Source organism: Kocuria sp. APC 4018, assembly GCF_030407675.1.
Lineage (GTDB): Bacteria > Actinomycetota > Actinomycetes > Actinomycetales > Micrococcaceae > Kocuria > Kocuria rhizophila.
Genome location: NZ_JASDCY010000006.1, coordinates 16,512 through 40,557, shown reverse-complemented (window position 1 = coordinate 40,557; position 24,046 = coordinate 16,512). Strand labels below are relative to the sequence as shown.

Genomic DNA, 24,046 nt, shown 5'->3' with positions numbered 1-24,046 from the left:
CTACTTGCGGCTCCACTCGGAGACGTTCCAGAACACGCCCGTCTGGTTGGGCTGGTAGGTGTCCACACCGGCGATCTCGTCCGAGGTGGCCACGTAGCCCACGGACTGGAACAGCGGCAGACCGTACGCGTCCTCGAAGGTGTGCTTGTCGACCTCCACGATCTGGTCCACACGGGCCTCGTCGTCGAGGTTGGTGCGCGCCTCGTCCACGATCTTGTCGACGTCCTCGTTGGAGTACTTGTTGTAGTTGCCGCCGCCGCCGGTCTTGAAGATCTGGGACAGCATCTCGGTGCCGACGCCCGGGGCGACCCAGCCGAACAGGGAGGCGTCGTAGTCGCCGTCGGAGAGCTTCTCGGACCAGTTGGGGTCACCCATGTCCGAGACCTTGAAACCGGCCTTCTCCGCGGACTCCTTCATCAGCTGGAAGGTGTCCACGCGCTGGGGGTTCTGGTTGTTGTAGAGGATCCGCACGGTGGGCGTCTTGCCGCCGAGCAGCTCCTTGGCGCCCTCGATGTCCACGTCCCCGTACATGGACTCGGCCTCGTTCTTCTCCACGGCCTTGCCGTACTCGTCCTTCTGGCTGGACACGTACATCTGGGAGTTCAGCACGGAGGCGTCGTCCTTGACCGGCTTGATGAGCTGGTCCACGATCTGCTGGCGCGGGATCGTCTTGAGGAACGCCTCGCGGACCTTCTGGTCCTTGAACACGTCCGAGCCGAAGTTCAGGTCCAGGTGGTCGTACGCGAGCTGGTCGCCCTTCTGGACGTTCACGTTCTCGATCTGCTGGACCTGGTCCAGGGTGTCCTTGTTGACGTTGCCCGGCTGCATGATGTCCACTTCGCCGTTGCGCAGCGCCTGGATCTGGGCGGTGGGATCGGAGATGGTGCGCACCGTGATCTCGTCCAGCTTGCCGGGCATCTCGCCCTTGTAGTTCTCGTTCTTCTTCACCGTGACGGAGTTGTTCTCCACGATGTTCTCGATCTTGAACGGGCCGCTGGAGACCAGGAGGTCCTTGTCGTCCGGCATGGAGGTGAAGTTGAAGGCGGTGTCCCAGGCCTTGCCGATCTTCTCGAGCTCGGGCTGCTTCTGGGGCTTCTTGGGATCGCCCTTCTTCTGGTTCTCGAGCACCTTGAGCAGCTCGTCCTCGGTCATGCCGGCCTTCTTGGCCACCACGTGGGCGGGCTCGGTCACGCCGCCGAAGCCGATCTCCCAGTCCGCGTTCGGCTTGCCCCACGTGAGGGTCATCTTCTTGCCGTCCTCGGAGAAGGTGGGCATCTCGGTAGTGCCCAGGATGTCCGTGGAGCCGGCGATCGAGAAGTAGTCCTTGCCGGTCTTGCCGTCCTCGCTGGCGTCGTTGGCGTAGCCGGAGAGCATGCTCCACTCGAGCAGCAGGTCCGCCTTGTCGATCTTGTTGCCGTCCGACCACTGCGGCTCCTTGAGCTCGTACTCCACCGTCAGCGGGTCGTCCGAGATCTTCTTGTAGGTGCCGAAGCCCTCGTTGGGCTGGATCTTCTGCTCCGTGTCCACGGTGTAGAAGCCCTCGCGGGTCATCTGGGCGATCTTGTTGTTGATGTCCAGGTTGGTCTTGACGTAGCTCGGGTTGGCGCCGGTGAACGCGTTGGTCTCCGCGACGGTCACGACGCCGCCCTCCTGGCCTGCCGCGCTGCTCTCACCGCCACCCTCGTCCCCGCCGCCGCCCACGCTGGCGCAGCCGGTCAGTGTGAGTGCTGCGATTGCCGCGACGGACACGGCGGCCTTCCCCTTGAAGGTGTACTTGCCCATGTCGTTTCCTCCTGATGTGGTGCCCATGGAATGTGCGTTGCACCCTCGGAAGTGGTCACCCCGAGCCGTGACTGGCGTCACCGTTGATTGTGGTGCGTCTCACAATGAACGAAAGGTTACCCAGCGATAACCGATTCCGGGCGACATGTCAGCAGATTGCAAGCGTGTCGCGATTTCTCGGGCGTGTCGCGCTGCTCCGCCCCGCCCCTGTGCCCGGGGCGCTGCTGGCCTACGCTGGACCCACCGACACGCGATCCCCGGGAGGCACCCAGTGAGCAACACCCCGCACGAACGTTCCGCCGCACCCCGCGTCCCCGCCGACGACGCCGCTGCCGCACCCTCCGGCGCCGGTCCCGTTCCCGGCGGTCAGCCCCAGCGAAGCCGCGGTCCGGCTCGTGACGACCACGCCGACGGCGCCCTCGACCGGCACCCGGTCACGGAAGCCGGCGCACCCCGGGGCGGAGCCGCCGGCGCCACGGGCGCCGCACCCACCGGAACCGGGTCCGGGGAAGCCGGGCGGGCGGCGTCGCCCACCGGAGGCACCGCGCGCGGTGAGGAGACGGGAACGAGCGAGTACGCGGGGACCTACGACCCCGTGGTGGACCCCGCTCTGGACACCCCCGCCAAGCGCGGCGTCTCCGGGACGGTGTGGGCCGCGCTGGTCGTGGGCGTGGTCGTGCTGATCCTGCTGCTGGTCTTCATCATCCAGAACAACGTGGCCACCCAGTTCGAGTTCCTCGCCTGGAGCTTCTCCCTGCCCCTGGGGGTGGCCATGTTGCTCTCGGCCATTGCGGGCGCGCTCATCATGGCGCTCGTGGGCTCCGTGCGGATGTTCACGCTGAGCCACCGGCTGCGCAAGCTCGAAAGGGAGCGCGAGCGGATCAAGCACGCCCTGCAGGGCTGACCCCGCGCGGCGGCCACTGCCGACCACGGCGCACGGCGACCGACCCCCGGGGCGGTGCCGTGCGCCGTCGTCATCCCGGCGGCGGGCACCGCAGCGGCACGGCGGCGCCCGGCAGCGTGGGCCCGCCGGCCGATCACGGCCCGTAGCGGCAGGGTTCGCGGGGTCCCACTGCGGGTAGGCTGGAGGGTAGCCCCAGTGACCGTCGATGCAAGGAGTCATTGTCCATGCCCAAGATCATCTACACCGAGACCGACGAAGCGCCCATGCTGGCCACGTACTCGTTCAAGCCCATGGTCGAGGCGTTCGCGTCCACGGCCGGGGTGGAGGTCGAGACCCGGGACATCTCCCTGGCCGCCCGCATCCTGGCGCAGTTCCCGGACCGGCTCACGGAGGAGCAGCGCGTCCCGGACACCCTCGCGGAACTCGGTGAGCTCGCAAAGACCCCGGAAGCCAACATCGTGAAGCTTCCCAACATCTCCGCCTCCATCCCGCAGCTCAAGGCCACCATCAAGGAGCTGCAGGCGGACGGCTACGACCTGCCGGACTACCCGGAGGACGCCTCCACGGACGAGGCCAAGGACATCCGCGCCCGCTACGACCGCGTCAAGGGCTCCGCCGTGAACCCCGTGCTGCGCGAGGGCAACTCGGACCGCCGGGCACCCAAGGCCGTCAAGGAGTACGCCAAGAAGCACCCGCACACCATGGGCGCGTGGTCCAAGGACTCCAAGACCAACGTGGCCACCCTGGGCCACGACGACTTCCGCACCAACGAGCAGTCCGTGGTGATGCCGGCGGACGACACCCTCACCATCCAGCTGGTCAGCGGCGGCAGGACCACCGTGCTCAAGCAGTCGGTGCCCGTGCTCGCCGGTGAGGTGGTGGACGCCACGTTCATGAGCGCCGCCGCCCTGGACGAGTTCCTGAAGGCCCAGGTGGCCCGCACCAAGGAGGAGGGAATCCTGTTCTCCGCCCACCTCAAGGCCACCATGATGAAGGTCTCGGACCCCATCATCTTCGGCCACGTGGTCAGCGCGTTCTTCCAGGACGTCATGGAGCGCTACGGCGCGGACCTGGCCAAGGCCGGGCTCTCCCCCAACGACGGCCTGGCCGGGATCCTCTCGGGCCTCGACGCCCTGGACAACGGCGCCGAGATCAAGGCTGCGTTCCAGGAGGCCATCGACAACGGCCCCGAGCTCGCCTACGTGAACTCGGACAAGGGCATCACCAACCTGCACGTGCCCTCGGACGTGATCGTGGACGCCTCCATGCCCGCGATGATCCGCACCTCCGGGCAGATGTGGGGCCGCGAGGGCGAGCAGAAGGACACCCTGGCCGTGCTGCCGGACTCCTCCTACGCCGGTGTGTACCAGACCGTGATCGACGACTGCCGCGAGAACGGCGCGTACGACCCCACCACCATGGGCACCGTGCCCAACGTCGGTCTCATGGCCCAGAAGGCTGAGGAGTACGGCTCCCACGACAAGACCTTCGAGATCGCCGAGGCAGGCACCGTGCAGGTGGTCAACTCCGCCGGGGACGTGCTCATGTCCCACGACGTTCAGCCGGGTGACATCTGGCGTGCGTGCCAGGCCAAGGACGCGCCCATCAAGGACTGGGTGCAGCTGGCCGTGCGCCGCTCCCGCGAGTCCGGGATGCCCGCGGTGTTCTGGCTGGACGAGTCCCGTGCGCACGACCGCAACCTGATCGAGAAGGTCAACACCTACCTCGCGCAGGAGGACACCGACGGGCTGGACATCCGCATCCTCTCCCCCGTGGAGGCCACCCAGTTCACCATCGAGCGCATCCGCCGCGGCGAGGACACCATCTCGGTGACCGGCAACGTGCTGCGCGACTACCTCACGGACCTGTTCCCCATCCTGGAACTGGGCACCTCCGCGAAGATGCTGTCGATCGTGCCGCTCATGAACGGCGGCGGCCTGTTCGAGACCGGCGCCGGCGGCTCTGCCCCCAAGCACGTGCAGCAGCTGCAGGAGGAGAACCACCTGCGCTGGGACTCCCTCGGTGAGTTCTTGGCCCTCGCGGCGTCCTTCGAGCACCTGGCCACGCGCTTCGACAACGCCAAGGCGCAGGTCCTCGCGGACACCCTGGACCGGGCCACCGGCACGTTCCTGAACGAGAACAAGTCCCCGTCCCGCAAGGTCAACGAGCTGGACAACCGCGGATCGCACTTCTACCTGGCCATGTACTGGGCCGAGGAACTCGCCCAGCAGACCGAGGACGCCGAGCTGGCCCAGGCCTTCCAGGAGGTTGCCTCCGAGCTGCGCGCCAACGAGGACACCATCAACGCCGAGCTGCTGGGCGTTCAGGGTTCCCCCGCGGACCTGGGCGGCTACTACTGGCCCAAGCCGGAGCTGGTCTCGGGCGTCATGCGCCCGTCCGCCACGCTGAACCGGATCATGGACTCGCTCACGGCCTGATCCGCTCCGCGCACGACCACGCCGCCGCGTCCCCTTCCCGGGGGCGCGGCGGCGTCGTTTGTCAGTCGGTGTGGGAGGCGCGGGTCAGGAGAGCGCGGCCACGGCGGCGTCGTAGTCCGGCTCCTGCGAGATCTCCGGGACCAGCTGGCTGTGGACCACCTGACCGTTCTCGTCCACGACCACCACGGCGCGCGCGAGCAGACCCTGCAGCGGGCCGTCCGTCATGGTCACGCCGTAGTCCTCGCCGAAGGACGAGCGGAACGCGGACGCGGTGACCACGTTGTCCAGACCCTCGGCACCGCAGAAGCGCGCCTGGGCGAACGGCAGGTCCTTGGACACGCACAGCACGGCGGTGTTCTGCAGCTCGGACGCGCGCTTGTTGAACTCGCGCACGGACTGGGCGCACACGCCGGTGTCCAGGGACGGGAAGACGTTGAGCACCATGCGCTGACCGGTGAACTCGTCCGAGGCCACGGGCCCCAGATCGGCGCCGACCAGGTCGAAGGAGCGGACGGACGTGCCCTCGGCGGGCAACTCGCCCACGGTGTGCACGGAATTTCCTTGGAATGCGGTTTCAGCCATGACCCCATTCTGACCGGGCGCGGCACACGCCGACAGGAGCTTCCGCCGTGCGCTGAACAGGTGCGGTTGATAGCCTCGGAACCACCGCACCCTCGTGTGACGCACCACACAGGCGTCACCCGTTCCAGGAGGAAAACCCGTGAGCCTCACACCCGTCACCGTGGCCGTCACCGGCGCTGCCGGCCAGATCGGCTACAGCCTGCTCTTCCGGATCGCGCACGGAGACCTCCTGGGTCGTGAGCGCCCGGTGCGGCTGCGGCTGCTGGAGATCCCGTCCGCGCTGCCCGCTCTGGAGGGCACGGTCATGGAGCTGCAGGACTGCGCGTTCCCGCTGCTCGCGGACGTGGAGATCGGCTCGGATCCCCGCAAGGTGTTCGACGGCGCGCAGCTGGCCCTGCTCGTCGGGGCACGCCCACGGTCCAAGGGCATGGAACGCGGTGACCTGTTGGAGGCCAACGGCGCGATCTTCACCGAACAGGGGAAGGCCCTGAACGAGGTGGCGGACCACGGCATCCGTGTGGTGGTCACCGGCAACCCCGCCAACACGAACGCGCTGATCGCCCAGCGCAACGCCCCGGATATCCCCGCCTCCCGGTTCAGCGCGCTCACCCGGCTGGACCACAACCGGGCCGTGGCCATGCTCGCGGCGCAGACCGGGGCGGCGGTGAACGACGTCAAGCACCTCTCCGTGTGGGGCAACCACTCCGCCACGCAGTACCCGGACCTGGACCACGCCAGAGTGGCTGGTCGCCCGGCCCTGGACCTGGTCACCCGCGAGTGGGTCGAGGACACGTTCATCCCCACTGTGGCCAAGCGGGGTGCCGCCATCCTGGAGGCCCGCGGGGCGTCGTCGGCCGCGTCCGCGGCGAGTGCCACGATCGACCATGCCCGGGACCTCATGCTGGGCAACCACCGCGGCGACTGGACCTCGATGTCCGTGGTCTCGGACGGCTCCTACGGCGTGCCGGAGGGACTGGTCAGCTCCTTCCCGGTGACCACGTCCGGCGGAGACTGGTCCATCGTGCAGGGCCTGGAGATCTCCGAGTTCTCGCGTGCGCGCATCGACGCGTCCGTGGCGGAGCTGGAGTCGGAGCGCGCGGCGGTGGAGGAGCTGGGCCTGATCTGAGCGCCCGCGAGGGTGCCGAGGTACCGGAGCTGGGTCCGCACCGCTCGTGGACGCGGCCACCCCCAGGAAAAAGTGCAGCTTTTGCCGAAACTCGGTCGATTTTGGGCAGAAGCTGCACTTAATCCTGGGTGGTGCGGGCGCGGGGGCCCTGCAGCAGTTCCCTGCTGCTTCCCTCCGTCGTCCTCCCAGTGCAACAACTCCGCTAATGCAGATTTGCGCTCGCTCTTCTGCATTTGCTCCACACGACAGCGTCTTCCCCGGAGGCCGCAACGGTGGTGGTGTGTCGGGGGCCGCGTTGCGCGGAGATCCCGACCAGGGTCCATGGCGGGCCGGATCAGGCCCGCGCGGCGTCGAAGGCTGCCTGGAAGGCGGCTTCCGCGTCGGCCGAGAACGGGACGAACACCACCGTCTCCACCTGGGTGTCCGCGTCCAGCACCGTGTTCACCGCGATCTGCGTGGCGCTGTCCATGGGCCAGCCGTAGATGCCCGCGGAGATGGCGGGGAAGGCCACGGACGTTGCACCGATCTCGTCCGCCACGCGCAACGACTCCCGGTAGCAGGACGCGAGGATGTCGCTCTTGTCCTTGGTCTTGGCGTAGACCGGCCCCACCGTGTGGATGACCCAGCGCGCCGGGAGCTCGTAGCCGTCCGTGGCCACAGCCTGACCCGCGGGCAGACCCTCCTTGAGCGTGGTCTCCCGCAGCTGCCTGCACTCCGCCAGCAGCTGCTTGCCTGCCGCCCGGTGGATCGCACCGTCCACTCCCCCGCCGCCGAGCAGCTTGGAGTTGGCGGCGTTGACGATCGCGTCTGTCTCGACCCTGGTGATGTCGCCCTTGCGGATCTCGATGTTCATGAGCCAACCCTACTGCGCACGACGACGGTGGCTCCCCGTCACGGCGCAGCTCACTCGTAGGCGGGGCCCACGTACATCCAGCGTTTCGCGCGCCTGGCGAACTCGGACACCTCGTGCAGTTCCAGCGACCGCCCCTCGCTCACGTGGGCCGCGGTGAACTCCACGATCCCGTGCTCGTCCTCGAGACCGCCGTCCACGGTGCTGTCCACCCGCAGGCCGACCCACCGGGTGTCGGGGTCGACAAAGACCTCCGCCGGGCGGGTCAGGGGGTGCCACGTGCGGAACAGGTGGTCCTCCGCACCCATGGCGTAGGCCGTGTACCGCGAGCGCATCAGCGCCTCAGCCGTGTCCGGCCACGCCTCGTTGCTCAGCGCAGGACCGCAGCACTCGTTCAGGGACGCACCGGCAGGCAGGCCACCGCAGGGACACACGTTCATGGTCCCCGAGAGTACCCGCACCCGCTTCCTGCGCGGAGCGACCGTTGCCGCAGGGCACGGACCGGCCGGCCGGGCACTCCACCGGGCAGTCGAGTTCCCGTCGTCGCGCCTCGGGCGGGTCCACGTGCCGTAGCACGCCCGTTACCTTGTGAGTGCCTCCGATGGTCGGGGGTCTGGTCGCTCGGCCGGGTATGGCTTTGTTGCCCTGCCATTGATGGTCCGGGGGGTGTTGCCGCCCGGTCGAGAGACACGCGTTGACCGCTGATAGGGACACGGCCCGCCGCCGTGGTGGCGAGGTCTCTTCGTAACGTGGGTGCCGGCATCGGGTGTCAAGACTGCGACCAGCGATGGTGTGCCAAGGAGGCTCATCATGGAGAACCGTTTCGCGGTGATCATCGGCCTGGATGTGGGCAAGACCGCCCACCACGGGTGCGCGCTGGATGCGACCGGGCACAGACTGTTCGACAAACCCCTCCCGCAGGACGAGACCCAGCTGCGTGAGTTGTTCACCAGCTTGCAGGAGCGTGGTGAGGTGCTGATGGTCGTGGACCAGCCCAACACCATCGGGGCGTTGCCGATCGCGGTGGCCAGAGACACCGGCTGCGCTGTGGCTTATCTTCCCGGGCTGGCTATGCGAAAGGCAGCAGACCTGTATCCGGGAAGATCGAAGACCGACGCCAGAGACGCGTTCATCATCGCCGACACCGCCCGCACCATGCCCCACACGCTGCGGCAGGTCGACCATGACAACGAGGTCCTCTCCGCGCTGAAAGTCCTCGCCGGGTTCGACGAGGACCTCGCCCACGAGACCACCAGGGCGTTGAACCGGATCCGTTCGCTGCTCACCCAGATCCACCCCGCACTAGAACGTGTCTTCCCCGGCGGGACCCTCTCCACCGACCTCGTGCTGGAGCTGCTAGAGAAGTTCGGAGGCCCCACCGGGTTCACCTCCGCTGGGCGGGGACGGGTTCTGAGGTTCGCTCGTTCCCATTCTCGCCGCGATCCCTCAGCGCTGGTCGAGAAGATCTTCACGGCGCTGGGCGAGCAGACCGTGACAGTGCCGGCGACCGCGGCGGTCGAGCTCGTGATCCCCAGGGTGGCCGGGCAGGTCAGGGAGTTGAAAGCGCAACGGGAAACGGTCGCCCACGAAGTCGAGGCCATGCTGGAGGACTTCCCTCTCGCCTCGGTCTTGATGAGCATGCCGGGGATCGGCATCAAGACCGCCGCCCAGATCCTCCTCGCGATCGGTGATGGCACCGGGTTCGAGACCGCGGGCCACCTGGCCGCGTATGCGGGCATCGCCCCGGTCACACGACGATCAGGGACGTCGATCCGTGGTGAGTTCCCCGCCCGTTCGGGCAACAAACGATTGAAGAACGCACTGTTCTACTCCGCGTGGATCGCCTCGAATCGCGACCCGATCTCGAAGGCCTACTACGATCGCAAACGAGCCGAAGGTAAACGACACAACGCCGCCGTGATCTGCCTGGCCCGTCGTCGTTGCAACGTCATCTTCGCGATGCTCCGCAACGGCACCTACTACCAACCACCCACCCCAACCCCCGAGCCAACCGCTCTCGCGGCTTGACTCGGAACATAGGGACACCCCCCTTCGGGGCCGGCTGTGGGCGTCATCGGTGGGGCCCGTGCTAGGCGGGCGGCTCCCCGGCCAGGGCCAGGGCGTCGTCGAGCATCTGCTCCGTGAGCAGGCCGGTGAAGGTGTTGCGCTGGCTCACGTGGTAGCAGCCCACGAGCCGCACGTCACGGCCGTCCGGGGTGCGCAGGGGCACGACGACGCCGTGCCCGAACTTCGGGCGCGGCCGGGGCACCTCCCAGCCCATGCGCACGGCCGCGGCGAGGACCGTCTGCCACGCGATGCCTCCGAGGGCCAGGATGCCGTGAAGCTCGGTGAGCAGGCCGATCTCGCGGTCGAACCAGCCACCGCACGCGGCCTTCTCATCTGGGGTGGGCTTGTTGGCGGGCGGGGCGCAGCGCACGGGGGCGACCATGCGGACCCCGTGCAGGGCCTGACCGTCACCCGCGGTGCTCACGGTCTCGTGCTCGGCGAATCCGGCGCGGTGCAGCGCCGCGTAGATCCAGTCGCCCGCCCGGTCCCCCGTGAACATGCGCCCGGTGCGGTTGCCTCCGTTGGCAGCGGGGGCCAGCCCGATGATCGCCACCCGCGCCAGCGGGTCCCCGTAGGACGGCACGGGCCTGCCCCAGTACGGCTCACCGGCGAACGAGGCCCGTTTGCGCTCTGCCACGTCCTCGCGCCACTCCACGAGACGGTCGCACGCACGGCACACGCTGGCCATTCCGTTGAGCTGGTCCACGTCCGAGGCGGTGGCCGCGAGATGGCGCACCGCGGCGGCGTCGTGCGCCACGGGGGCGTCCGCCGGCGCGGGGTCCTCCGGCCACCCCATGCCGGGCGGCACCGGGGATGGGAACAGCTGCCGGGTGAGGGGGTGGGGCAACTGGGATGCGTTGTCCTGGATCATGTGGCGTCGTCCTCGGGATTCGGTGTGTCGGCTCGGTGGCTGCTCACCGGGCTGCCGTCGCGTGCGGGCCCGGCCGGCGGCGTCGTCGTCGTGTGCTCACAGCAGACCATCCTCCCCGAGCCGGCGCAGGATCTTGCGGCGCCACTGCTGCGGGAACTCGGGCGCGGACGCCAGGCCACGGTATGCCTCCCGGTCCGCGGTCCCGGCGGCCATGATGCGTACGACGTCGCCCACGGACACCGCGCCCGAGGGTCGGCTCACGAACTCGAACGCGTCCCCGGCGCCCACGTGGCCCTCCCGCAGGACCCGCAGGTAGAAGCCGGTGCGGGCGGTCCGTTCCATGTCCCGCGGCAGGTCCCAGTCCGACCAGCGGCGGGAAATGGTGTTGCAGGGGGTGCGCGGCTGGGTCACCTGGACCAGCGCTGTGCCCACCTGGAAGGTGTCGCCCAGGAACACGCGGTCCTCCGTGGCGCCTCGCAGGGTGAGATTCTCCGAGAACGCACCGGGGCCGAGGTCCCGCCCCTCCGCGCGCCACGCGTCGTAGTTCTCGGCCGCGTAGCAGCACACCGCCTTGTCCGGGCCGCCGTGGTTCTTGAGATCGCCCTGCTCGTCCCCGATGAACCCGGTTCCGCTCAGGAAGAGCCTCCCCGTTCGCGGTGACTTCTCGGCGGCGGTCTCCAGCTCCCGGCCGTCCCACCGGTGAGCCCGCACCTCCCCGGTGTGCAGGGCGGTCACCGCGGCGTCGGTGACGGTGGGTTGAGGATTCTCCACGGTGGTCTCCTGATCTCGAGGTGGCGCCGGAGGCCGCCACGGGTGCGTGCGACCGGCTGGTGGGTCAAACGGCCACCGGAACGCAGTCCGCGCACCGGGTCCTGGCCCCGGTCTCCGTGCACGTCCCGCAGCACAGGAACAGCTGCCGACACTGCTGGTTGGCGCAGTTCACGTACCGGGGTGTGGCCTCCCCGCACTGCACGCATCGCCCCAGGGACCTGGCCCCGGGTGAGAACTCCGTGTGCCGGCGCTCGTCGAAGACGTAGAGGGAGCCGTCCCACAGGCCACGGTCCCCATAGGCCTCCCCGTAGCGCACGATCCCGCCGTCCAGCTGGTACACGTCCTGGAAGCCGCGGTCGCGCAGCAGCACGCTCAGCACCTCGCAGCGGATCCCGCCGGTGCAGTAGGTCACCAGGGCCTTGCCCTTGAGGTGGTCGTAGGCGCCGGAATCCAGCTCCCGCAGGAAGTCCCGCGTGGTCTCGGTGCGGGGTACGACGGCGCCGCGGAACCTCCCGATCTCCGCCTCCAGCTGGTTGCGGCCGTCGAAGAACACCACGTCCTCACCGCGCCGCTCCACGAGCTCGTGCAACTCGTGGGGCTTCAGGTGCGTGCCTCCGCCCTCCACGCCGTTCTCCGAGACCCGGATGACGTCCGGGGCGTCGAAGGTCACGAGCTCCGGGCGGACCTTCACGCTCAGCCGCGGGAAGTCGTCCCCCGCACCGTCGGACCACTTGACGTCCGCGTGCTTGAACGGGGCGTACTCCTTGAGCCCGCGGACGTACGCCTTCACGTTTTGGATGTCCCCGCCCACGGTGGCGTTGATGCCCTGCTCCGAGACGATGATCCGGCCCTTGACCCCGGTGCGCCGCGCGAGGTTCAGCTGCCACAGCTTCACGGCCTCCGGGTCCGCCAGAGGGGTGAACACGTAGAGCAGCACAATCTTGGGGAGGGACATGGGTCCAGCGTAGGACAGCCTGGGAACGGTTAGGCTTCGCGCGTGACCTCCGCTCCCCCGCGCGCCTCAGCTCGATCCCCCAGACAGCGCCCCCTCTCATTTCCCGTCCTCGGTCAGACTTTGGCCGGACACAACAATGCGTTGAACCTGGTGCGGCTTTTTCTTGCCGCGCTGGTGGTGTTCGGCCACAGCAGCCCGCTGGGAGGCTTCCCCTCTCACAACTGGCACGACTTCAGCGGTACAGCAGTCAACGGCTTTTTCGCCATCTCCGGCTACCTGATTGCGGGGTCGCGCGTTCGCACGTCTCTGCAGGGGTTCCTGTGGCGGCGCGCCCTTCGCATCTATCCCGGTTTTTGGGTCGCTCTGATCACGACGGCGTTCGTCTTGGCCCCCCTTGCCGCACTTATCGGGGGTGAGAGTTGGGTTGCCCAGAGTGCTGTCGGATATGTCCTCAACAACGCCACTCTCTACATCCGGCAATGGCCCATCGAAGATCTCCTGAAGTCCGTTCCATACCCGGGTGCCTGGAACGGGTCACTGTGGACCCTGTGGTTCGAGGGCATGGCGTACCTGATGGCCGGAGTGCTGCTGAGCTTTGGGCTGGTGCGTCGCCGTCCGCTGCCTTTTCTTACGGGTCTGCTCTTGGTGGTGCTGGTCCTGCAGGTGCTCGCCCTGGGTCCTCTGGATGTCTCGACGGGACGCTACCTCCAGGCCCTGCGCCTTGCCGGTTTCTTCTTGGCGGGGATGACCCTTTGGGCCGCGCGCGACCGGGTTCCTGTGCGGTGGTGGCTCGGGGTCCCTGCCTGTCTGGCGGTCATCGCCCTGCAGTGGACTCCGGCCCCGTGGAGCTGGGCCCTCATGGCCGTGCCCATCGCCTACGGGACTCTTTGGCTCGGCGCGGTCCTCCCCACGCGCGTGGGAACTCGAACGGATCTGTCCTATGGGACATACATCTACGCTTTCCCGTTCCAGCAGCTCCTGGCTGTCATGGGCGCACACACGGTGCTGGGGTACTGGGGATACTCGATCGCGTCCCTGCTGTGCGCCCTTGCTGCGGCGTGGGTGTCCTGGACCGTGGTGGAGAAACCTGCGATGCGCTGGAAGTCCCTGGTCCGGTGACCTGCCGTAGCGGCGACGTCAGGCGGCTGCGCGGCGTCGTCGACGGCGCCGTGCCCGGCCACGAGCGCGTCACTCACGTCGCGTGCGCCTGCCCAGGACAGGACGCAGACGCAACTTCTTCAGGGCGCTGGGGCTGAGGTTCGCCGGACCCGGGAGGCGCCAGCCGAAGCGCCGCGCGGACACGCTGACCACGGCGCTGAGCACTATCGCCCCGGCCATGCCCCACGTGGGGTGACCCAGCTCGGAGAGCAGCGCCATCAGCGCGCTGGCCAGCAGGGCGCTCGTGGCGTAGAGCGTGTTGCCGCCGAAGATGGCGGGCTGCCGTCCCACGGCGATGTCACGGATCATGCCGCCGCCCACCGCGGTCACCACCCCGAGCAGGATGGCCGGGGGCCACGCGAGGCCCGCTCCCAGCGCCTTGACGGTGCCCGTGGCGGCCCAGCAGCCCACGGAGAGGCAGTCCGCGACGAACAGCGCCCGGAAGGTCCACTTGCTGTCGAACACCAGGAGGTAGGCGATCAGCGCACCGGCGAGCGCCGTGGTGAGGTACGCGGGGTTGGTCAGCGCCACGGGGAAGCCCTGCTGCAGGAGCGTGTCCCGGAGCATGCCCCCGCCCAGGCCGGAGACGATGGCCAGCACCACGAAACCCACGAGGTCCATGCGCAGCTGCCGGGCCACCACGCCGCCCAGGATGCCGTTGGTGAGCACCCCCAGCAGGTCCACGAGGTCGAAGACCACCTCAGCCTCGATGTCCACCGGGTGCCTCCTCCTGTGCCGTGTCCGCCGAAAGTCCGGGGACCAGCATAGGGTCAGCGGATGCCGGCCAGCCCCCTGCGCGTGTCGGACGGAGCCGTCAGACTGGTCACATGACTGACGTGCGTCCGGGATACACCCTGGTGGACTCCCCACCCTCCGTGGCCGACTACCTGACCCTGCGCCGGGACAGCGGCATGCACCCCAAGACCGAGGATCAGGCGGAGGCTGGGATCCACGGAGCGTGGGCTGCCGTCCACGTCCGCTACGGGTTCCAGGACAGGGCGCCGCACACCATCGGGATGAGCATGAGACTGGAGGAACCCCGTGGGTGAGAGCTTCGGGACCGCAGGAACCACCGCGGCCGGAGCGCCCCGCTGGCAGGCCCCGTGCGGAACGGTCATCGGGCGGAAGGACGGCGCCGTGGACCGGGCCACCGGCATCCGGTACGCCCGTGCGGGCCGCTACGAGCGGCCGCAACCGGTGGCCGCGGCGTCGACCCCGGTCCTGTCCACCGAGCCCGCGCCCGCGTGCCCCCAGCCGCCCATGCCGTTCCTGGACGACATCGTGGGCAGCAACATCGGGGACCTGCCCCAGGACGAGGACTGCCTCCGGGTGTCGGTGACCGTTCCCACCGGCACTCCGGTGGACGCGCGGCTGCCCGTGATGGTCTGGATCCACGGCGGTTCGTACGCGGCCGGCGGCGGGGATGCGCCGTTCTACGATCCTGGTGCGCTCGTGGCGGAGCAGAACGTGATCGTAGTGGCGGTGACGTACCGGCTGGGACTGCTGGGCTTCCTGGGCGACGGCAAGGAGATCCCGGCAAACCTCGGCCTGCTGGACATGGTGGCCGCGCTGCGGTGGACCGGGGAGAACATCAGCGCGTTCGGCGGGGATCCCGAGAACGTCACCCTGTTCGGCCAGTCCGCCGGCGGCGACGCCGTGGCGCACCTCATGCTCGTCCCGCAGGCCCGCGGCCTGTTCCGGCGGGCGATCATCCAGAGCGCGCCCTTCGGGCTGCTGGCCGGTCGCGCGAAGATGAGCGCCCTGATGGCCGCCACGGCGGCACCCCTGGCGCGCGACGCCCAGCTGTACGAGGTGCGCGCCATGCAGCAGCGGGTGGCCAAGGCCGCCGTGCGTCACGGCCTCAAGGGCCAGATGCCCTTCGGACTGCAGTACGGCCACGATCCCCTGCCCCCGGAGAACGAGCTCGACGCCGCGTGGCAGGCGGCCGCACCCGAGGTCGAGGTCCTGGTGGGCAACACCACCCGTGAGGCCGCCCTGTTCACGGCTCGCATTCCACCCCTGCTGACCCGCATGCAGCATCCGCGCAAGGCCCGGCGTGTGGAACGGCTGGTCATCACCCCGTTCACCCAGCGCCTCTACGGGAAGGGCGCCGTGCGCTTTGCCCGTCGTCACGCGGAGGCCGGTGGCGCGGGACGACGCTACGAGTTCTCGTGGGGCGTGGGCCGCAACCCCGTGGCCGGCGCCCACATCTCCGAGCTGCCCCTGCTGTTCCCCGGTCACGACGTGTGGGAGCACACGCCGCTGGTGGACGGCCACACGTGGTCCCAGGTGGTGCACGACGGCGCCCGGTTGCGCCGCGCGTGGGCGGACTTCGCGCGGGGTCACGCCCCGGTGAGCGATGCGCAGGCCGGGCTGAGGGTCTTCCCGCTGAGGTGATTCCAGTGCGGGAGATCCACCCGCTGCCCGGTCAGTCGCTCTGGGTGTCCACCACTCCGGCGGCTCGCGCAATCTCCCCGTACACCCGGGCCAGGTCGTCCAGGGACGAGTGGGCGTTGAGTCCGCTCGGGTTGGGCGCCACGAACAGCTCGGTGCCCGGCCACGGTGACTCCTGCCGCCCGGCTGTGGCCTTCGGACGGTCGAAGGCCGCCCGGTAGGCGGTGATCCCCAGCACCGCGACCACGGCGGGACGTTCCCGCCGGATGAGCCGGTCCAGTCGTTTCGCTCCCTCGTGCAGCTCCTCCGTGGTGAGTTCATCCGCCCGGGCGGTGGCGCGGGGGCACACGTTGCTGATCCCGATGCCCCGGTCCGTCAGCTGCGCCAACTCCACGGGGTCGTAGCCGTCCGCGGCGTCGATCCGGGCGCTCGTGATGCCCGCCCGGTGCAGCGCGGGGTAGAAGCGGTTGCCGGGGCGGGCGAAGTGCGCCCCGGTGGCCGCGGTCCACAGCCCCGGGTTGATCCCCACGAACAGCAGCCGCAACGGGTGCGGGATCAGGTCCGGAACAGTGCGGTCCCTGAAGGAGTCCAGTTCTGCGCGTGTGAAGCCCATGGCACCCGAGGATAGGGCCTGGGGCGGACTCGAGCCTCGACGGCTGCCGGGCTGACGAGACGGCGGCCTCCGCCCGGACCGCACGGCCGCCGCACTCGCCACGATCACGAGCGCCATGCCCGCGATCTCCCCCGGCCCCATGCCCTGCCCGAGGATCAGCCACCCCACGAGCGCGGCCACCGCGGGCGCCATGCTCACGAGGATCGAGAAGGTCTCTGCGGGAAGCCGCCGCAGCGCCGCGAGTTCGAGCGCGTACGGCAGCGCCGAGGACAGGAGCGCCACGGCCACGCCCACGAGCAGCACGTGCGGCTGCAGCAGTGCCGCGCCGCCGCTCACGATCCCGAACGGGGCCGCGAGCAGCGCCCCGACCACCATGGCCAGGGCCAGCCCCTGGATGCCGGGGAACGACCGCCCCGCCTGTCGGGACAGCAGGATGTAGCACGCCCACATCCCCGCCGCGGCGAGCGCGAACAGCACCCCCGCCAGATCGGGGATCTCCGTCCCCGGGCCCACACCGCTGAGCAGCAGCACCCCCGCGAGCGCGAGCCCGGCCCACAGCAGTCCACTGAGCCTGCGGGACAGCACCACGGACAGCACCAGCGGACCGAGCAGCTCGATGGTGACCGCCGCCCCCAGCGGCAGCCGGGCGATGGCCTGGTAGATGAGCATGTTCATCCCGCCCAGCGCCGCCCCGAATCCCAGCACCACACCCACGTTCTGCCGGGTCACGGCACGCAGCGGAGGGCGGACGACGGCGCACAGCAGCACCGCGGCCAGCGCGAGTCGCAGGAACACGGCCCCCAGGGCACCGACCTCGTCGAACAGCCCCACGGCGATGGCCGCACCCGTCTGGGTGACGAAGGCAGCCGCCACCACCAGGGTCACCCCCTGTGCTGTGCCGTCGGCACGGGGGGAGCCGCCCGGACGGGCCACGACTAGCGGTCCTTGAGCAGGAAGGTCCGCAGGGCCATGATGAACTCCTCGGGGCGGTCCGCGTGCACCCAGTGGCTGGCGCCGCGCACGGTGATCCGCACGGTCCTGGGGAACAGCGCGCGCATGGCGGGCGCGTCCTCGGCCTGGATGTAGGGCGAGTTCTCCCCCGCCACCCACAGCACGGGCCCCGTGTAGGTGCGCCCCGCGACGTCGTCCGCGGGCCACGCCCCGATGTCCCCGAGCTCGCAGTGCAGCAGGTCCAGGTTGGGCTGCCAGCCGAACCCGCCGTCCCGGTGGCGCAGGTTCTGCAGGAGGAACCCGCGGACGGTGTCGTCCGGGATGTCGGCGCGCAGGGCGGCGTCGGCCTGGGAGCGGTGGGTGATGCCGGAGAGGTCCAGGCGCTTCAAGGAACCGAGCAGGTGCTCGAAGTTGCCGCGCGAGGAGGTGGTGTCCGCCTCCTGGGAGTCCACGGGAGCGATGTCCTCGATCACGAGCCGGTGCACCAGCTCGGGGTGCCGCAGCGCGAGCACCATGGCGACCTTCCCGCCCATCGAGTGCCCCACCACGTCCACGGGGCCGGCTGCGGCGAAGTCGGCACGCAGCTGCTCGGCCACGGTGTCCGCCATGGCGGCGTAGCCGAAGGACTCCGTCCATGCGGAGTCCCCGTGGTTGGGCAGGTCCACGAGCAGGCAGCTGAACTCGGGCTGCAGCCCCTTGGCGATGTTCGTGAAGTTCTTGCCGCGTCCGAACAGCCCGTGCAGGAACACCACGCGGTGCTCCCCGGAGCCGATCAGCGTGGTCTTCAGTGTGGGTTTGGGATCCTGAGGCACGGGCGTCAATCTACTGCGCCGCGCCAACCCGCACCAAAGCCGCCGACGCCGCCCGGCCCGCCCCGCCGTCGCACGCCCGGGCCCCCTCGGGCCCGGGCCCCGGCACCCAGGTCGGGGCTCGGAGCGGAGTAGAACAGGGCGTGGGCGGCGTAGAACAGGGCGTGGGCGGCGCGGAGACAGAACGGGCGGCAGCGGCGCCGGCGCGGCGACGTGCCGCGCGCGGGTCAGCCGGGGAAGTTCCCCCACACCAGCTGGGCACCGGCGTGGCCCGTGAGCGCGACCATCACCAGGGAGAAGACCGCCGCGAGCACCGCGAGCACCCGCAGGGCCAGCAGCACGGTGTCCCGGCGGGCGAAGCGGACTGCGGTGAGCCAGCGCTGCGCCGCGTAGAGGAGCACCGAGATCCCGAGGCACAGCCCCACGGCCACCACCAGCAGGTCTGCGTACTGCGCGTGCGGACCCACCTGACCGGGGGCGTGCTCGCTCAGACCCATGGCGGGCAGCAGGGCCTCGCCCGTGCTCTTGGCGAGCAGGGAGGCGGCGAAGGCCACGGCGCTGACCCCCACCGTGAAGGTGCCGAGACGTGCGCGCCAGCGCGGCGCGGTGGCCCAGAGGAGAAGGAGGAGCGCTCCCACGGGAGCGGCGACGACGGACAGGTGGACGAGGAGCGGATGGGCGGGCAGTCCCGCGATCGATGCGAACACGCGATGATCATCGACCGGGAATCGGTTGCCCACAAGCAAGTTGAGGCTTTCCTGTCTCGGCAAACACCCAGGATGGCCCGGCACACCGGGTGGAGCTGTGCACGGCATGGGAAACGCCCCGCGGCGGCCTGGACGTCAGGCGCGCGCGGGGCGTGGTTCCGGCAGCGGGGTCAGTTCGAGGAGCCCTTGAGCCGCTCGATGTGCTCCGAGGCCTGGGCCTTGGTCAGGTCCGCGGGCAGCTCCTCACCGGCTTGCTTGGCGAGGGTGTCCAGGTAGGACTTCTGCGCGCCGGTCATGGGCTCGTCGCCACTGACCCAGTCCGAGGGGTCCTTCTCCAGCGTGGAGTCCTGGGCGTCCCCGGTGGCGCCGATGGTCTCGCCCTGCGGCGCACCGTTCTGGGGTGCGCCGTTCTGCGCGGTGCCCTGGGGCACCGAGCCGTCCGGGGTGCCGTTCTCGAGGGGAGGCTGCTCGTTCTGCATCTGGGGGTCCTGGGCGGGGGTGTCGGTCATGGTGCTCCTCCATCGTCTCCTGGGCCGGTCTGCTCCGACCCCGGTCTCACGGGAACGCGCCGCGGACGGGGTGCCGCGCGGGGTGGCACGGGCTCGTCCGGTGCTGCGTTGCCCGATGTCGTGTCCCCGAGGCTAGTGCTCCGCGGCCGCCCCGGGGAGGGGGTTTCGCTCACGGCGCGCAGCCCGGCCGCGGTCGACGAGTCGCACCGGTCAGCGCACGATGCTCCGGCGGGTGCCGTCCTCCCGCCGCGTCCACCCCTTCGCGTCGAGGTGCTCGAGCAGCGGGATGGCCACGCGGCGCGTGGTGCCCCACGCCTGCCGCGCCTGGCTGGTGGTGAAGGGCTGCGGCAGCCGGGCGAGCTCACGCATGGCGAGCGCGGGCGCGGTGGGCAGCAGCACGACGTCGCCCGGCAGCCTCAGGAGCCTGCCGAGCCTCTGCGCCGCGGCCAGTTCGCGGGGGCCCAGCTGAAGGTCTGCCAGTTCATACGCTTCGGGCGCAGCAAAGGGATCGGTCCGCAGCCGCTGCTCGACCCGCGTCACCCCGGTCTCTGCGGCGCCCAGTCCGTTCTCCCGTCCCGGGGAGGTGAGGAAACCGTCCCGCTCCACCAGCCCGGCCGCGCGCACCACCGTGTCCAGGAGCTCGGCACCCGGCGCCCCAGGGAGCACCGTTGCCGCCGCTCCCCGGGGCAGTCCCCGGGAGAGGGCGTCGCGCTCGTGGGCGGCGTCCACGGCCCGGGTCAGATCCGCGGCCCACTGCGCGAGACGCCGCGCGTGGATCCACCAGCCCTGGTCGACCACCACGTCCTCGGCGGGCGGGACGGCAGCGGTGTCGGACACGTCGAACCCCAGCAGCCGCAGCCGGGAGACCGGGACGGCACCGAGCTTGACCGTCTCCGCCACCGGATCCCCGGTGTCCGGGATCCCCGCGAGCCGGGCGGCCTCGCGGGTGCCCGCACCGCGGCGGGTCAGGGCGGGCGGGTCGATGTCCAGCACCCGGGCGCCGCCCACGGCCACGCGGGCCCCCGGGTGGCGCAGCACCAGTCGATCCCCCGGCACCAGGGTGAGGAGGTGGTCCAGGTGGAGCCGGGCATGGTCCTCGTCCAGCGGTCGGATCCGTGCCCCCACGCCCGCCGTGCCCGCGTGCACCACGAGCTCCTCGGGGACCTCCGTGAACGGGTCTCCGCCGTGGCGTCGCACCTCGAGAACGTCGGTGGCCGGCCAGGAGTCCGGGCTCAGCAGCACGTCACCACGGTGGATCCGGTCCTTGCCGGTGCCACGCAGGTTCACGGCCACCCGGTGGGTGGGCCCGATCTGCGCCACCGAGGAGTTCTGGCTCTGCAGGGACCGCACGGTGACGCTCTGCTCCCCCGCGGGCCCGCGCAGCGTCATCCGGTCCCCCACGCGCAGCGTCCCCGCGGTGAGCGTTCCGGTCACCACGGTGCCCGCGCCGGAGATGGTGAACGCCCGGTCGATCCACAGCCGCACCCGAGCGTCCGGGTCCGGCGCAGGGACACGGGCCAGCACGCCGTCGAGCGCCTCGCGGAACGCGTCCAGGCCGGTGCCCTCCCGCGCGGAGACGACGACGCCGGGTGCATCCCCGAGTCCCGTGGCCGCGAGTTCCGCGCGGGCCCGGGCCAGGACCGCGTCCACGTTCTGCGGGGCACGGTCCGCCTTGGTGACCGCGACCAGGCCGTGGGCGATCCCGAGGGCGGCCACGGCGTCCCGGTGGTCGTCGGACTGCTCCTGCCACCCCTCGTCCGCGGCCACCACGAACACGACCACGGGTGCGGGGCCCACCCCCGCGAGCATGTTGCCCAGGAAACGCTCGTGGCCTGGCACGTCCACGAACGCCACGTGAGCTCCCGAGGGCAGCTCGGTCCACGCGAACCCGAGGTCGATCGTGAGCCCGCGCTGCTTCTCCTCGTCCCAGCGGTCGGGTTCGATGCCCGTGAGCGCCCGGACCAGAGTGCTCTTGCCGTGGTCCACGTGACCCGCGGTCGCCACCACGTGCATCAGTGCGCCTCCGCGAGCGCCGCCACCACGGCGTCGGCCAGCACGCCGTCCTGCGACTCGGGCACGCAGCGCAGGTCCAGCAGGCAGGCACCGTCGTGCACCCGGGGAAGCACGGCGGGACGGCCCACGCGCAGGGGGCGGGCCGCCGCCTCGGGCAGCTTGATCGCCCATCCCGGGAGGGGCACGCCCGGGGCGCCACCGCCGCCCACGCGTCCCTCGTGCGGGACGGTCTCCGCTCCGACGGAAGCCGCCAGGGCCTCGGTCCGCTCCCGCAACCGCTGGGGGTTGGCGTGGAGAGCCGCGGTCACCGGTGCGGTGCCGCCGCGAAGGGTTGCCTCGAGGGCCGCGAGCGTGAGCTTGTCCGCGCGCACGGCCCGGGCCAGGGGGAACCGCACGAGGCGCTGCACCGCGTCCGCCCGGCCGAGCAGCAGACCGGCCTGCGGACCGCCGAGGAGCTTGTCCCCGCTGGCGATCACGACGTCCGCTCCGGCCTCCAGCGCCTCCGAGAGGCTCGGCTCGTCCGGCAGCGCGGGGTCCGGGCTCAGCAGACCGCTGCCCACGTCCACCACGAGAGGGACGCCGTGCGCATCCGCGAGGGACCGCAGCTCGCGCAGCGGCAGCGAGGAGGTGAACCCGTCCACCCGGAAGTTGCTGGGGTGGACCTTGAGGATGCACCCGGTCTCCGGGCCCAGGGCCGCGCGGTAGTCCCCGAGGTGCGTGCGGTTGGTCGTGCCCACCTCGCGCAGCCTGGCCCCCGTGGACTCCATGAGGTCCGAGAGCCGGAAACCCGCGCCGATCTCCACGAACTCGCCGCGGCTGATGACCACTTCCCGGGCACCGGCCAGCGCGGTGGTCGCGAGCACGAGAGCGCCTGCACCGTTGTTGACGATCAGCGCGTCCTCCGCCGCGGGGCACGCCTCCAGCAGCGCCTGCCGCGCCGGGACGCCGCGCGCGGACCGACGGCCGGTGTCCAGGTCCAGCTCCACGTCCACGTAGCCGGCGGCGTCGAGCAGGGCCTGCCGCGCGGCGTCGGACAGGGGCGCGCGGCCCAGGTTGGTGTGCACCACCACTCCCGTCGCGTTGAGCACCGGTGTCAGGGAGCTCGTGCGGCGGGACGCGAGGTCGGCGGCCACGGCGTCGACCACGTCCTCCGGGGCGATCTCCCCGTTCCGCGCGCGGTCCTGGGCGCGGACGACGGCGGCCCGCACGGCGGTGTCGCCGAGATGTCCGGTCGCCGCCACCACGGCCGGGTCCGCGAGGACGCGATCCGTGCGGGGGATGCGGCGGCGGGGGTCCTCTGTGCTCACGGTGCTCCTCGGCTGGTTGGCGGAGGCGGACGGGAATCGAACCCGCCAGACCGAGGTGCTCGGTCTCACCGGTTTTGAAGACCGGGGTGCCCACCAGGACACGGACGCCTCCGCGGCCGAATGTACCACCGCCCCCGGAGGCCATCTCCCGGCGGCTGTCTGCGCCCGTTCCTAGACTGGCCGCATGAGTGAACGCACCACGGAGGCCCCCGCCCAGGACACCGCACCGGGTCTCGACCGCCTCACGAGCTACGCCCACGGCGGAGGCTGCGCGTGCAAAATCCCGCCGGGCGAGCTCGAGGACGCAGTCCGTGGCCTCACGGGCCAGAACGCCCCGGACGTCCTGGTGGGCCTGGACGACGGCGACGACGCCGCGGCCGTGCTCGTGCGCCCCGACCTCGCGGTGGTGTCCACGGCGGACTTCTTCACGCCCGTGGTGGACAGCGCCTACGACTGGGGGCGGATCGCCGCGGCCAACGCCCTCTCGGACGTGTACGCGATGGGCGGCACACCCGTGGTCGCGATCAACCTGGTGGGCTGGCCGCGCGAGCTGCTGCCCATGGAGCTGATGTCCGAGGTGCTCCAGGGCGGTCTGGACGTGGCGTCCCAGGCCGGCTGCCCGGTGATCGGCGGCCACTCGATCGACGCCCCCGAGCCCACCTACGGCATGGCCGTCACAGGCACGGCGGACCCGCAGCGCCTGCTGCGCAACGACGCCGCCCGGCCCGGTCTGCCGATCACCCTGACCAAGCCGATCGGCGTGGGACTGCTCAACAACCGGCACAAGGCCACGGGCGAGGTCTTCCCCGCGGCGGTCGACACGATGACGGCTCTCAACCGGGACGCCTCTCGCGCCGCACTGGCGGCCGGGGTCGAGGCGGCCACGGACGTCACAGGATTCGGCCTGCTGGGCCACCTCTACAAGATGTGCCGTGCCTCGGGCGTGGGCGCCTCGATCGCTGCCGCCGCGGTGCCCCTCGTGGACGGCGCCGCCGACGCCCTGCGGGACGGGTTCGTCTCGGGCGGCACCCGGCGCAATCTCGACTGGGTGCGTCCGCACCTCGCTGCGGGCCACGGCATCTCGGAGGACACCCTGCTGCTGCTCGCGGACGCCCAGACCTCGGGCGGGCTGCTCGTGGTGGGCGAAGTCCCGGGCTATCCCGTGATCGGCGAGACCACGGCGCTCCCGGAGACCACGGAAACCCTGGTCACCGTGCGCTGAACCGGGACAGTGCACGG

Annotated in this window: 22 protein-coding genes, 1 tRNA gene and 1 pseudogene; 8 read left to right on the top strand and 16 right to left on the bottom strand. The window is 70.6% G+C overall.

Features of this window, described 5'->3' with window-relative positions; genetic code table 11:
- Nucleotides 1–1,782: an ABC transporter family substrate-binding protein gene (locus tag QL985_RS02170; protein WP_290147514.1), complete on the bottom strand. Its 1,782-nt coding sequence runs from the start codon at nucleotides 1,780–1,782 to the stop codon at nucleotides 1–3.
- A gap of 271 nt (nucleotides 1,783–2,053) precedes the next feature.
- Here QL985_RS02170 and QL985_RS02165 point away from each other — a divergent pair, with 271 nt between their 5' ends.
- Nucleotides 2,054–2,686, top strand: a complete 633-nt coding sequence (locus tag QL985_RS02165) for a lipopolysaccharide assembly protein LapA domain-containing protein (protein ID WP_290147512.1) — start codon at nucleotides 2,054–2,056, stop codon at nucleotides 2,684–2,686.
- A gap of 224 nt (nucleotides 2,687–2,910) precedes the next feature.
- On the top strand, nucleotides 2,911–5,124 hold the full coding sequence (locus QL985_RS02160; RefSeq protein WP_290147510.1) for an NADP-dependent isocitrate dehydrogenase: 2,214 nt from the start codon (nucleotides 2,911–2,913) through the stop codon (nucleotides 5,122–5,124).
- 84 nt (nucleotides 5,125–5,208) lie between these two features.
- Here QL985_RS02160 and tpx read toward each other — a convergent pair whose 3' ends face one another.
- A complete protein-coding gene (tpx, locus tag QL985_RS02155) occupies nucleotides 5,209–5,706 on the bottom strand; it encodes a thiol peroxidase (protein WP_290147508.1) in 498 nt (165 codons plus the stop codon).
- A gap of 139 nt (nucleotides 5,707–5,845) precedes the next feature.
- Here tpx and QL985_RS02150 point away from each other — a divergent pair, with 139 nt between their 5' ends.
- Nucleotides 5,846–6,832 (top strand): malate dehydrogenase, encoded by a 987-nt coding sequence (locus QL985_RS02150; RefSeq protein WP_290147506.1) that lies wholly within the window; start codon nucleotides 5,846–5,848, stop codon nucleotides 6,830–6,832.
- A 334-nt stretch (nucleotides 6,833–7,166) separates the two neighbouring features.
- On the opposite strand, the gene QL985_RS02145 is transcribed toward QL985_RS02150, so the two are convergent.
- Nucleotides 7,167–7,685: an O-acetyl-ADP-ribose deacetylase gene (locus tag QL985_RS02145; RefSeq protein WP_290147505.1), complete on the bottom strand. Its 519-nt coding sequence runs from the start codon at nucleotides 7,683–7,685 to the stop codon at nucleotides 7,167–7,169.
- Between the two features lie 50 nt (nucleotides 7,686–7,735).
- A complete protein-coding gene (locus QL985_RS02140) occupies nucleotides 7,736–8,122 on the bottom strand; it encodes a YchJ family metal-binding protein (protein ID WP_290147503.1) in 387 nt (128 codons plus the stop codon).
- A 370-nt stretch (nucleotides 8,123–8,492) separates the two neighbouring features.
- Here QL985_RS02140 and QL985_RS02135 point away from each other — a divergent pair, with 370 nt between their 5' ends.
- On the top strand, nucleotides 8,493–9,710 hold the full coding sequence (locus QL985_RS02135) for an IS110 family transposase (protein ID WP_290147500.1): 1,218 nt from the start codon (nucleotides 8,493–8,495) through the stop codon (nucleotides 9,708–9,710).
- A gap of 61 nt (nucleotides 9,711–9,771) precedes the next feature.
- Here QL985_RS02135 and QL985_RS02130 read toward each other — a convergent pair whose 3' ends face one another.
- From QL985_RS02130 to QL985_RS02120, 3 genes are all read right to left on the bottom strand, one after another.
- On the bottom strand, nucleotides 9,772–10,620 hold the full coding sequence (locus tag QL985_RS02130) for a uracil-DNA glycosylase (protein ID WP_290147499.1): 849 nt from the start codon (nucleotides 10,618–10,620) through the stop codon (nucleotides 9,772–9,774).
- Nucleotides 10,621–10,716: 96 nt separating this feature from the next.
- The gene (locus tag QL985_RS02125) at nucleotides 10,717–11,391 is read right to left on the bottom strand and encodes an MOSC domain-containing protein (protein WP_290147497.1); all 675 of its coding nucleotides are present in this window, start codon (nucleotides 11,389–11,391) and stop codon (nucleotides 10,717–10,719) included.
- 64 nt (nucleotides 11,392–11,455) lie between these two features.
- Entirely contained in the window at nucleotides 11,456–12,346 is an 891-nt protein-coding gene (locus QL985_RS02120; protein WP_290147495.1) for a rhodanese-related sulfurtransferase, read from the bottom strand.
- 42 nt (nucleotides 12,347–12,388) lie between these two features.
- Between QL985_RS02120 and QL985_RS02115 the strand changes: the two genes are divergently transcribed.
- Nucleotides 12,389–13,465 carry an acyltransferase gene (locus QL985_RS02115; RefSeq protein ID WP_290147493.1) on the top strand — a complete coding sequence of 359 codons (1,077 nt, stop codon included), beginning with the start codon at nucleotides 12,389–12,391 and terminating at the stop codon, nucleotides 13,463–13,465.
- Between the two features lie 69 nt (nucleotides 13,466–13,534).
- Here the strand turns inward: QL985_RS02115 and QL985_RS02110 are convergent, their stop codons facing one another.
- Nucleotides 13,535–14,221: a TRIC cation channel family protein gene (locus QL985_RS02110; RefSeq protein ID WP_290147492.1), complete on the bottom strand. Its 687-nt coding sequence runs from the start codon at nucleotides 14,219–14,221 to the stop codon at nucleotides 13,535–13,537.
- Between the two features lie 110 nt (nucleotides 14,222–14,331).
- Here QL985_RS02110 and QL985_RS02105 point away from each other — a divergent pair, with 110 nt between their 5' ends.
- Both QL985_RS02105 and QL985_RS02100 read left to right on the top strand, forming a co-directional pair.
- Nucleotides 14,332–14,553, top strand: coding sequence for a hypothetical protein (locus tag QL985_RS02105; RefSeq protein WP_290147490.1), 222 nt, complete (start codon nucleotides 14,332–14,334; stop codon nucleotides 14,551–14,553).
- Nucleotides 14,546–15,901: a carboxylesterase family protein gene (locus QL985_RS02100; RefSeq protein ID WP_290147488.1), complete on the top strand. Its 1,356-nt coding sequence runs from the start codon at nucleotides 14,546–14,548 to the stop codon at nucleotides 15,899–15,901. Before QL985_RS02105 ends, QL985_RS02100 begins: the two co-directional genes overlap by 8 nt.
- A gap of 31 nt (nucleotides 15,902–15,932) precedes the next feature.
- Here QL985_RS02100 and QL985_RS02095 read toward each other — a convergent pair whose 3' ends face one another.
- From QL985_RS02095 to QL985_RS02060, 8 genes and pseudogenes are all read right to left on the bottom strand, one after another.
- Nucleotides 15,933–16,511, bottom strand: coding sequence for a mismatch-specific DNA-glycosylase (locus QL985_RS02095; protein WP_290147543.1), 579 nt, complete (start codon nucleotides 16,509–16,511; stop codon nucleotides 15,933–15,935).
- A gap of 102 nt (nucleotides 16,512–16,613) precedes the next feature.
- Nucleotides 16,614–17,180: pseudogene (locus QL985_RS02090) on the bottom strand (EamA family transporter); the annotation flags it as partial.
- 266 nt (nucleotides 17,181–17,446) lie between these two features.
- Nucleotides 17,447–18,274 (bottom strand): alpha/beta fold hydrolase, encoded by an 828-nt coding sequence (locus QL985_RS02085; protein ID WP_290147486.1) that lies wholly within the window; start codon nucleotides 18,272–18,274, stop codon nucleotides 17,447–17,449.
- Between the two features lie 224 nt (nucleotides 18,275–18,498).
- Nucleotides 18,499–18,978, bottom strand: coding sequence for a DUF2231 domain-containing protein (locus QL985_RS02080; RefSeq protein WP_290147484.1), 480 nt, complete (start codon nucleotides 18,976–18,978; stop codon nucleotides 18,499–18,501).
- 170 nt (nucleotides 18,979–19,148) lie between these two features.
- Nucleotides 19,149–19,349, bottom strand: a complete 201-nt coding sequence (locus QL985_RS02075; protein WP_081477428.1) for a DUF3072 domain-containing protein — start codon at nucleotides 19,347–19,349, stop codon at nucleotides 19,149–19,151.
- A 348-nt stretch (nucleotides 19,350–19,697) separates the two neighbouring features.
- On the bottom strand, nucleotides 19,698–21,500 hold the full coding sequence (selB, locus tag QL985_RS02070) for a selenocysteine-specific translation elongation factor (RefSeq protein WP_290147482.1): 1,803 nt from the start codon (nucleotides 21,498–21,500) through the stop codon (nucleotides 19,698–19,700).
- The gene (selA, locus tag QL985_RS02065) at nucleotides 21,500–22,807 is read right to left on the bottom strand and encodes an L-seryl-tRNA(Sec) selenium transferase (protein WP_290147480.1); all 1,308 of its coding nucleotides are present in this window, start codon (nucleotides 22,805–22,807) and stop codon (nucleotides 21,500–21,502) included. The genes selB and selA overlap by 1 nt, the downstream gene beginning before the upstream one ends.
- 17 nt (nucleotides 22,808–22,824) lie before the next feature.
- A tRNA-Sec gene (locus tag QL985_RS02060) sits at nucleotides 22,825–22,919 on the bottom strand.
- A 72-nt stretch (nucleotides 22,920–22,991) separates the two neighbouring features.
- Between QL985_RS02060 and selD the strand changes: the two genes are divergently transcribed.
- Nucleotides 22,992–24,029 carry a selenide, water dikinase SelD gene (selD, locus tag QL985_RS02055; protein ID WP_290147478.1) on the top strand — a complete coding sequence of 346 codons (1,038 nt, stop codon included), beginning with the start codon at nucleotides 22,992–22,994 and terminating at the stop codon, nucleotides 24,027–24,029.
- The last annotated feature ends 17 nt before the right edge of the window (nucleotides 24,030–24,046 follow it).

Bases quoted from the DNA above. Each gene is read 5' to 3' on its own strand.
- QL985_RS02170 (WP_290147514.1), bottom strand. From the start codon at position 1,782: ATGGGCAAGTACACCTTCAAGGGGAAGGCCGCCGTGTCCGTCGCGGCA.
- QL985_RS02160 (WP_290147510.1), top strand. From the start codon at position 2,911: ATGCCCAAGATCATCTACACCGAGACCGACGAAGCGCCCATGCTGGCC.
- tpx (WP_290147508.1), bottom strand. From the start codon at position 5,706: ATGGCTGAAACCGCATTCCAAGGAAATTCCGTGCACACCGTGGGCGAG.
- QL985_RS02145 (WP_290147505.1), bottom strand. From the start codon at position 7,685: ATGAACATCGAGATCCGCAAGGGCGACATCACCAGGGTCGAGACAGAC.
- QL985_RS02140 (WP_290147503.1), bottom strand. From the start codon at position 8,122: ATGAACGTGTGTCCCTGCGGTGGCCTGCCTGCCGGTGCGTCCCTGAAC.
- QL985_RS02135 (WP_290147500.1), top strand. From the start codon at position 8,493: ATGGAGAACCGTTTCGCGGTGATCATCGGCCTGGATGTGGGCAAGACC.
- QL985_RS02130 (WP_290147499.1), bottom strand. From the start codon at position 10,620: ATGATCCAGGACAACGCATCCCAGTTGCCCCACCCCCTCACCCGGCAG.
- QL985_RS02120 (WP_290147495.1), bottom strand. From the start codon at position 12,346: ATGTCCCTCCCCAAGATTGTGCTGCTCTACGTGTTCACCCCTCTGGCG.
- QL985_RS02105 (WP_290147490.1), top strand. From the start codon at position 14,332: ATGACTGACGTGCGTCCGGGATACACCCTGGTGGACTCCCCACCCTCC.
- QL985_RS02095 (WP_290147543.1), bottom strand. From the start codon at position 16,511: ATGGGCTTCACACGCGCAGAACTGGACTCCTTCAGGGACCGCACTGTT.
- selB (WP_290147482.1), bottom strand. From the start codon at position 21,500: ATGCACGTGGTGGCGACCGCGGGTCACGTGGACCACGGCAAGAGCACT.
- selD (WP_290147478.1), top strand. From the start codon at position 22,992: ATGAGTGAACGCACCACGGAGGCCCCCGCCCAGGACACCGCACCGGGT.